We start from the raw sequence: 458 nt of genomic DNA, 5'->3' as shown, positions 1-458 counted from the left end.
GAAACCTCTTCTTTGTTTTCTTTCCAAATTTCCTTAAAAATGCGTCTTCGTTCCTCCGTTTTTATTCCAAAAAACGGAAAGTTATTCTTCATGTATTTTGCCATGGCAAAAGCATTTTCAGGATTCTCATTTTGCTTAAAAGTGTTTTCTAAGGCAAGTATAAAGTTCATAAATATTTAAATTTTTAGTCATCCTGAGCGCAGTCGAAGGGCTAAAATCCAACCGCTTTATCGTCTCCTCTAAAATCAGCGCCACCTTCGATTTTTTTATTTGGTAAAACCAAAATCGCATCTACTTTTCCTATTACTGGTGTTGTTTTTTCATTGATAAGATATCCTTTTGACTTCAAGGTTTCAAAGGTTTTAGTATCGAATGTATTGGGTTCAAAAGTGATTAAATCCGGTAACCATTGATGATGAAAACGAGGTGCATTTACAGCTTCCTGCATACTCAAACGA

General features: G+C 34.5%; 2 protein-coding genes. Both read right to left on the bottom strand.

The window, feature by feature from the left end; all coding sequences use genetic code 11:
• On the bottom strand, positions 1 to 170 hold a 170-nt coding region (locus FCS21_RS17760; RefSeq protein WP_171035733.1), incomplete at its 3' end, for a DNA alkylation repair protein.
• A gap of 41 nt (positions 171 to 211) precedes the next feature.
• Positions 212 to 458, bottom strand: a 247-nt coding sequence (locus FCS21_RS17755) for a gamma-glutamyltransferase (protein ID WP_171035732.1), incomplete at its 5' end; no start/stop codon positions are given.

The sequence above is a fragment of the Colwellia ponticola genome, from assembly GCF_005885605.1.
Classification (GTDB): domain Bacteria; phylum Pseudomonadota; class Gammaproteobacteria; order Enterobacterales; family Alteromonadaceae; genus Colwellia; species Colwellia ponticola.
This window is presented reverse-complemented; position numbering and strand designations above follow the sequence as displayed.